This window comes from Clostridium sp., from assembly GCF_016650095.1.
In the GTDB taxonomy this organism is placed as follows: Bacteria; Bacillota; Clostridia; order Clostridiales; family Clostridiaceae; genus Clostridium_AD.
Genome location: NZ_JAENWL010000153.1, coordinates 1 through 7,921, shown reverse-complemented (window position 1 = coordinate 7,921; position 7,921 = coordinate 1). Strand labels below are relative to the sequence as shown.

Here is a 7,921-nt window from a genome sequence, read left to right as displayed (position 1 = left end):
TCTCCATAATCAAAGGTATCCTCAGGGTTATTATCTGCAATTAACTCTCTTCCATCTTTAAACTTTATATGTGCTCTATCTCCTACCATATTCACAATTCCTTTTTCACAATGAAGTTCAATTTTCACTGGTGCGTCGTAAGAATAATATTTCTTTTATTGATTGGGCATGCATAGGAAATATATTCCCACACCCAATAATAGCTACTTTTAATATTTTCATTTTTTCATCTCCCAAATAGTGTTATACACTATAACACTTCTATATTAATTTTCTTAAGTATTCTATCCCAAGCTTTAAACCTTCTTTTATTTTTTCTTCACTGCCCTCATAATTTGGATCTTCATGTTCAATACTTACTACTCCCTCGTATCCTATTTCATTTAATGTGGAAATAAATTTTTCCCAATTAACTTGACCAAGTCCTGGCATTTTAGGAACCCAAAAACCAAACCCCTCATTAGTATTTAATTGTTTGTTAAACACACCATACTCTTTAAGCTTATCTTGGAGAACCTCTGTATCCTTAGCATGTACATGGAATATCCTATCCTTAAATTCTTTAATTGGGTTAATATAATCTATAAGCATACCAACTAAATGAGATGGGTCATAATTTAATCCGAAGTTTTTACTCGGAACTCTTTTAAACATCTCTCTCCAAAGTTCTGGAGTAAAGGAAATAGTTCCTGGCTGGCCGGAAACTTGCCATCCGACCATATGACAATTTTCAATCATTACTTTTATCCCTTTATTCTCAGCATAAGCTACCAAATCGGTAAATACCACCTCAAATTCGTCAAAGTTATCTTCTATTGATTTATCAATATTTCTTCCTATAAATGTTCCAACGGAAGGTACCCCAAGTAAAACTGCTGCATCAACACATTTTTTAAAATGATTATTTATGAATTTTCTCTTTTCTAAATCACTATCTAAATTATTATCATAATAAGCAAGAGAAGAAATTGTTAAGCCATATTCCTTGAAATATTTTAAAACTTCATCTGCATCTTCCTTTGTAAAGTTCGCTACATCTATTTCACTTCCTGAATAATCTCGAATGTTTGTCCTTGGCCAACAAGAAAGTTCTAATGCTTTGAACCCTTGTTCACTTGCCCATTTTGCTTTTTCCTTAAGTGGTATGCCACCAAGACATCCTGTTAAAAATCCTATATACATATTAAACACCATCCTTATAATATCTAGTGTACTTCTTGCACACCGATTAATATTTTTATTTGTTAAAGTAAACTGGTTTTCCTGTTTTAGAAGACTCATATATTGCCTCTAGTATTTCCGTAACCACTAAGGCCTGCTCAGGTTTTACAACAGGCTCCTTATCGTTTAAGATACAATCAATCCACGCCCTAGCTTCAACCTCTGCTGGGTCTTCAATAGTTCCTTCATTAAATGCAACTCCACTAGAACCAAATTCAATTTTAGTTTCATATAGTCTACTTAGGTTTTCTCCATTTATTCGAAGGCCATCCTTCATATCAGCTCCACCTTCTGTTCCACAAAGGGTTGTCTGAGCTTCGCCAACCTCAAGACTATTTAATGCCCAACTTGATTCAATCACGATAGTGGCACCATTTTCCATAGTAATGAATCCAAAAGCAGAATCTTCTACTGTGAATTTTTTAGGATCCCATGGTCCCCATGCATTAGCAGCATTTTCTTTTTTACTAAGCTTATGATATACATTTCCCACAACATACTTAGGCTTATAATTATCTAACATCCAAAGCGTTAAATCTAACGCATGAGTTCCAATATCTATTAATGGTCCTCCTCCTTGCTCAAATTCATTTAAAAATACTCCCCAGGTTGGAACTGCTCTTCTTCTTATAGCATGTGCCTTTGCAAAATATATTTCTCCCAGTTCTCCATTTTCACAGGTAGTTTTTAGATATCTAGAGTCTACTCTAAATCTATTTTGATAACCTATAGTAAGCTTTTTCCCTGTTCTATTTGCAGCTTCTACCATTTTCCTTGCTTCTTCTGAGGTTTTTGCCATTGGTTTCTCACACATAACATGCTTTCCAGATTCTAATACGTCCACAGTTATAGAGCTATGTGATCTATTAGGTGTACATACATGAACAACGTCGATTGTCTCATCTTTTAAAAGTTCTTTATAGTCCGTATAAACTTTCGCTTCCTCATTGCCATATTTTTTTGCAGCAACCTCTGCTTTTTCTAAATCGACGTCACAAAACGCTACCATCTCTATCTCTACTATCTTATCTAAACTTGGCATATGCTTCCCATTAGCTATACCACCACAACCTATTATTCCAACTTTTAATTTCTTTTTCATAAAAATACCTACCTTTCTAAATTACATATTATATTAATTTTTATAAATAAATTAACGTTTATATTTACTATTCTATATCATTATAATTTGAATTACTCCCCACGAATTGCTCAATGCTTCTCATATATTGCTTTTTGTATATATGAGAAGTATTTATAAGGTAGAAATATATTAACCTTTTTTAAATTGTAAATAGATTTTATATTTATGTATGAAATGATATACTATTATTAGAATAGAGTAGATGAAATCATTTTAATAAAGGGGTGTAAATGTGAGTAAAGTAATAATTGAGGAGTGTGATAGCTATAACACAAATGCTGTTATAGAAAAGCTAAATAGTGGTATGGATCTAATTGGTGGATGGCAAGCCTTTGTAAAACCAGGTATGAAGGTACTTCTAAAAGTGAATTTAATTGGTCCTAAGTCCTCAGAAACTGCCGCAATTACTCACTCTGAATTTGTACGCGCTATAACTAAAATTCTAAATAAAATGGAATGCACAGTCTGGATAGGAGATAGCTCTGGTGGCGCAATAGCAGGAATAGCACCTACCGCTCAAAGCTTTGAAGTATCAGGACTCAATAAAGTAGCTATGGATGAGAGTGCAGAAATTAAGAATTTTGATAGAGAAGGGGTTAGGGAATGTAGCATTACATCTGATTACGGAGATAAGTTGTATTTAGCAAAACCTGTATTTGATGCTGATTTAGTTATCAACCTTCCAAAGTTTAAGACTCATACCGCAGGTATATACACAGGTGCAGTTAAAAATGTATTCGGATTTATTCCTGGGCTTAAAAAAGCACAATACCATAAGCTACTACCAGACCCAAAGAATTTTGGCATAATGCTAGCAGACATACATGAAAATTCTAAAATAGCACTGCATATTATGGATGGAATTACTGCAATGCAGGGTGAAGGACCTACAGCTGGTGATGTTTACAATGCAAAGAAAATACTCATTAGTACAGATCCTCTAGCTCTTGATACTGTGGCCGCAAAGATGATAGGTCTTAATATTGTGGATATTCCCATTCTAAATGCAGCTAGAGAGAGAAACCTTGGAGAGTGGAGATTAGAAAATATTCAGGTTTGTGGGGACTATAGCTATCCTCCAGTTCTTAAGGATTTTAAATTACCCAAAAGATTCAATAGTAAAAAGAAACAAAACTATGGCGCCCTCATTAAAGTGATAGATTTTTTGAAAACACGACCAAAGATTAAGCTTTCATTATGTAAGCAATGCAATATGTGCGTAGAAAGTTGCCCTGTTCAGGCTATAGATAAGGAAACTAAGCAAATTGACTATTCTAAATGTATTGAATGCATGTGTTGCCATGAGTTATGCAGATATAAAGCAGTGGAGCTTAAAAAAGACAATATAATTGCTGGACTTATGACAAAGCTCTATAGAGGTAAATATAAATAAGGAAGGAACTACAATGAATAATCCATTATTTCAAGCTAGGAATCTTACATACAAAGCCAATTTAACTTATAATGATGTAAAAATCAAGCAAGGCAAGATTAATTTTATTGTTGGTGAGAGTGGATGTGGTAAAAGCACTTTTTTAAAGTTATTGAACCAATCTATAAGTCCACTATCTGGAGAATTATTGTATAAAGGCAAACCAGTATGCTCATATGAACCTATTGATCTAAGACGTGAAGTAAGTCTAATTTCCCAAGATCCTTTTCTCTTTGATGAAAGCATAATAGACAATTTCAAAACTTTTTATTCACTAAGACAATTACCTATGCCAGGTATTGATTATATCAAATACATTGCCGGACTTTGCTGTGTAAATATTCCGCTTAGCCAAAATGCATCAACCCTTTCTGGTGGAGAACGGCAAAGAGTTTATATATCCATTTTTTTATCATTATGCCCTAGTGTTATATTATTAGATGAGCCGACATCAGCATTAGATGAAAAAAATAGTCATAAACTAATGACAAATATAACAAATTTCTGTAAGGCCAAGAATATTGATATTGTAATTGTAAGTCACAATAAAACTGTTGTTGAAGAGTTTTGTGAGCATAAAATTGAAATGGTTAAGGAGGTGTAAATATGCAAGGCGCTGTTACACTGGGTCTTTTTCAGTTTTCACTTATTTATTTACTACTAATTATAGTGTTAATAATAATGAAAAAATCAAAGATTAATCAAACTAGGCTTCTTTTAGTTGCAAGCATAAGAATGACGGTTCAACTTGTGCTTGTGGGTTATATACTTCAATATGTCTTTAGTAATCCTAATCCTTTATTTACTGTATTTTTTTTGATACTAATGATAACATTTTCTGTTAATAGAGTCCTTAAAAGTAGAAAAGACTTAAACCACAATTTTAAAATTGCTATTGGAGTTTCTTTAACATTTTCAGGGCTTTTTGTTCTAATTTTCTTTGTCACTGTTGTGGTAAAGAAATCTATATTTAACCCTCAATACACTATCCCCCTTGCAGGTATGATTATTGGCAACGCTATGACTGGAGTAAACATCGCAATAAAAACCTTTATGGATGACTTAAGCAAGGGTAAAAATAAAATTAATACACTAATAAATTTAGGAGTAGAGCCTAAAGATATTTTAAAACCTTTTGCTAATAATGCCTTAGAAACTGCTTTAATTCCTACAATAAATTCCATGCTTGGAATGGGGATAATCTTTTTACCCGGAATGATGACAGGACAGATATTATCAGGTACACTACCTACAACTGCCATTATGTATCAGATAGCCATTATGATTGCAATCTGTACTTCTGTTTGTGTAACAGTTTTTTTATCCTTAAACTTAGGTTATAAGTCTTTATATAATAATAGAAAGCAATTTTTATAGATTTAATATAATATTTCTACTTTTATAATTATAAAAGCTGTGAACTTGAGCTCACAGCTTTTTATAATGTATTTTTTTATAATTATACATCCATACACGACTGTAATCAGCTGTGTAACTTAGAATCATACTTTCTGAGAATGGAACAGATTTGCCAAATAAACTCTTTTATTCGATACAATTCACTCTCACGGCTCACAGTCCTCCACTCAGTACAATAATCCATAAGCCAATACTCTAGCTTACTTGCCAGTTCATATGTCGTATCCATGGGAAATACATTCTGACCGTACTCGCGTTCCTTAATAATCAGCGTTAATTCCTGCATCAATGCTACACCACGGGCAGCAAGATAATACTCCAGCATTTCCTCTTGAAGGTATGCATAGGATCCGCTTTCATTCTGTTTAAGACTATTGATTATTTCCCCACATTTGTAAACTGCTGTCTTAAGCTGACTCTCTGAAACCTGCATCATTTCAGTTTTAGCTTTTTCATATAAAGATGTTGCAACATCTGGGTAGGTCTGATTATATACCTTATAATCTCTGAAAAATGCCAAATCGTTAAAAGTGATTATATCTTGACGTGAAAGTTCGCGTAAAAGTCCCACAAGGTTCTTTGCGTGGTCTCCATATTCCACCAGTGACATAGCCTCGTCTATGTCACTAAATTCTCTGTCATCATCAACGTTCCAGCCTTGCGACGCACCGTAAATCATGCAGGGAATAGCAAGGGCCGGCATATTAATGTGCCCACTATCCCCCCAGTCGGTATTTAAAAATCCTTCTGCATTATATTGATTACCGAGCTTCGCCATCTCTCTAATATTTGTAAAACTCATGTCATAAGCATTCACTAGTCTGCTATAACCAGATACGCTTGGGCATACATACTGCTTTAATCCTTTGTCGGAGAATATTTTAACAATTTCTTCCTTAGCACCGTAATTATAATACCAATTAAGACAGGTAACCTGTGAATTTAACTTCCCCATCTGTTCGTGATGGTTCTGCACAATATCTCCCCAAATCATTACCTTTTTTCCCTTGGCTTGGAGATATTCAACTAACTTGTTGACATAAGAAAGATACATGTCCCCATAAACCATTCCTTTAGCCATGGTAGCGCTTTTCCCTTTACCCAAATCAAATGTTTCATCGCAACAAATGTTTATTTTATCACTACGGAACAAAGGGATGTATTGGTCAAGAATACCAGTAATAAGAGTAAAGCTTTCGGGGTCAGACACGTTAATGATGTGGTATCTCATTCTGTTATACCACGTAAATGATTCTTCCAGACCGGTGTCCATTTCTCTGTATTTACCAAAACTCTGTGAACGCAGTAAATCATATAAATGCCCAAAAGAGGCTATGCAAGGTACTAGTTCAATGCCTCTTATATTGCAATAACGATCTAGTTCTAGAATTTCTTCGGGAGTAAAAGGATCAGTCTGAGACCAAATTTCCTCAAAGCCATCTATCCGTAAACAGTTTTCCATATATAACTGAAGTTGATTAATTTTATAAAGAGATAATCGATCTACCATCGATTTTAGGCTGGACATAGTTGGTACCCTTCCGCGGCTAACATCAAGCATATAGCCTCTGTTTGAATAAGATGGTTCATCTTCAATTTCCACGCATCCAATTTCCGCACGGTATATCTTACATAGCTGAATCAGCGTTGCTACGCCATATAGGAAGCCACGGTTTGAACAAGCTGCGATGGTAATTTTATTCGTTGTTACAGTCAGCTGGTAAGATTCCTCTCTTGTATCTATATTGTCATATTCTAAGCAAATGCAGTTTTCTCCATGATTTCCTGCATTTCGCAGCACTTTTTTAATGGGCAACGTAATTGCGATAACTTTTTTTATTTCCTGTTGTAGCATCTTTGCACTTTCCAAATCATTATCATCTAATGCCACATCTAATACAATGGCAGTATTGTGACTTATCAAAAAAAATCCTTTCTTTTCTGTAACCTTGCGTGGCAATGGGATCAAATACACGCTGATTCCTCCTTTTTCATATTGTAATTTTTCAATATTTAGGAACTAGCAATTCATCGAAAATCTTCATATATATTACTTGTTGCATATTATAAAATACTTAATAATATAAAATATTATCACATCTATATATATATTATTATACACGTATATATCACTAATGTGATTTCGATATTCCAATCTAATTTTTACATTTTACCTATTTTATACCTCTATTGTTACAGATTCCATAAACTAATGAGTATCTCCTTTAAATAATTCATCTATTCTATTTAAAATACTACTTGCAAAGACTTAAACTAAAAAATAAACCTACAGTTTGAAATATAAACTGCAGGTTTTAATATTTACTATTTTTCCTTATAATCACTTACCCATTCATGATGAAATGTTCCTTCTTTATCAACTCTTTCAAAGGTATGAGCGCCAAAATAATCTCTCTGTGCCTGTAGTAAGTTTGCTGGGAGATTTGCACTTCTATAACTGTCATAATACATTATTGCACTAGAAAATCCTTGTACTGGCACTCCTAAATTTATAGCTGTAGAAACTACATATCGTAAGTCTTTTTGATAATTATGAAGAATATCCTTAAAGTATGAGTCTAACATTAAATTGCTAATATTGCCATCTTTTACGTAAGCTTCGCTAATTTTATTAAGGAACTGAGCACGAATAATACACCCACCTCTAAATATTTTAGCAATTTCACCATATTCAAGTTCCCAAT

General features: G+C 33.6%; 6 protein-coding genes and 1 pseudogene. 3 read left to right on the top strand and 4 right to left on the bottom strand.

The genetic code is table 11. The features are described 5' to 3' along the window. Nucleotides 1-261: 261 nt before the first annotated feature. On the bottom strand, nt 262-1,182 hold the full coding sequence (locus JJE11_RS10305) for a sugar phosphate isomerase/epimerase (protein ID WP_291635233.1): 921 nt from the start codon (nt 1,180-1,182) through the stop codon (nt 262-264). Nucleotides 1,183-1,237: 55 nt separating this feature from the next. Beyond that, the gene (locus JJE11_RS10300; protein WP_291635231.1) at nt 1,238-2,323 is read right to left on the bottom strand and encodes a Gfo/Idh/MocA family oxidoreductase; all 1,086 of its coding nucleotides are present in this window, start codon (nt 2,321-2,323) and stop codon (nt 1,238-1,240) included. Nucleotides 2,324-2,597: 274 nt separating this feature from the next. On the opposite strand from JJE11_RS10300, the gene JJE11_RS10295 reads away from it, so the two are divergent. From JJE11_RS10295 to fetB, 3 genes are read left to right on the top strand one after another with little or no spacing between them, the layout of a single operon-like run. Then, on the top strand, nt 2,598-3,758 hold the full coding sequence (locus JJE11_RS10295; protein WP_291635229.1) for a DUF362 domain-containing protein: 1,161 nt from the start codon (nt 2,598-2,600) through the stop codon (nt 3,756-3,758). 13 nt (nt 3,759-3,771) lie between these two features. Continuing rightward, nucleotides 3,772-4,401: an ATP-binding cassette domain-containing protein gene (locus JJE11_RS10290; RefSeq protein ID WP_291635226.1), complete on the top strand. Its 630-nt coding sequence runs from the start codon at nt 3,772-3,774 to the stop codon at nt 4,399-4,401. Nucleotides 4,402-4,403: 2 nt separating this feature from the next. Continuing rightward, nucleotides 4,404-5,174: an iron export ABC transporter permease subunit FetB gene (gene fetB / locus JJE11_RS10285; RefSeq protein ID WP_291635224.1), complete on the top strand. Its 771-nt coding sequence runs from the start codon at nt 4,404-4,406 to the stop codon at nt 5,172-5,174. Nucleotides 5,175-5,280: 106 nt separating this feature from the next. Here fetB and JJE11_RS10280 read toward each other — a convergent pair whose 3' ends face one another. Next, nucleotides 5,281-7,191 (bottom strand): glycoside hydrolase family 20 zincin-like fold domain-containing protein, encoded by a 1,911-nt coding sequence (locus tag JJE11_RS10280; RefSeq protein ID WP_291635223.1) that lies wholly within the window; start codon nt 7,189-7,191, stop codon nt 5,281-5,283. Between the two features lie 350 nt (nt 7,192-7,541). Then, nucleotides 7,542-7,921: pseudogene (locus tag JJE11_RS10275) on the bottom strand (NADP-dependent phosphogluconate dehydrogenase); the annotation flags it as partial.

Bases quoted from the DNA above. Each gene is read 5' to 3' on its own strand.
- JJE11_RS10300 (WP_291635231.1), bottom strand. From the start codon at position 2,323: ATGAAAAAGAAATTAAAAGTTGGAATAATAGGTTGTGGTGGTATAGCT.
- JJE11_RS10290 (WP_291635226.1), top strand. From the start codon at position 3,772: ATGAATAATCCATTATTTCAAGCTAGGAATCTTACATACAAAGCCAAT.
- fetB (WP_291635224.1), top strand. From the start codon at position 4,404: ATGCAAGGCGCTGTTACACTGGGTCTTTTTCAGTTTTCACTTATTTAT.
- JJE11_RS10305 (WP_291635233.1), bottom strand. From the start codon at position 1,182: ATGTATATAGGATTTTTAACAGGATGTCTTGGTGGCATACCACTTAAG.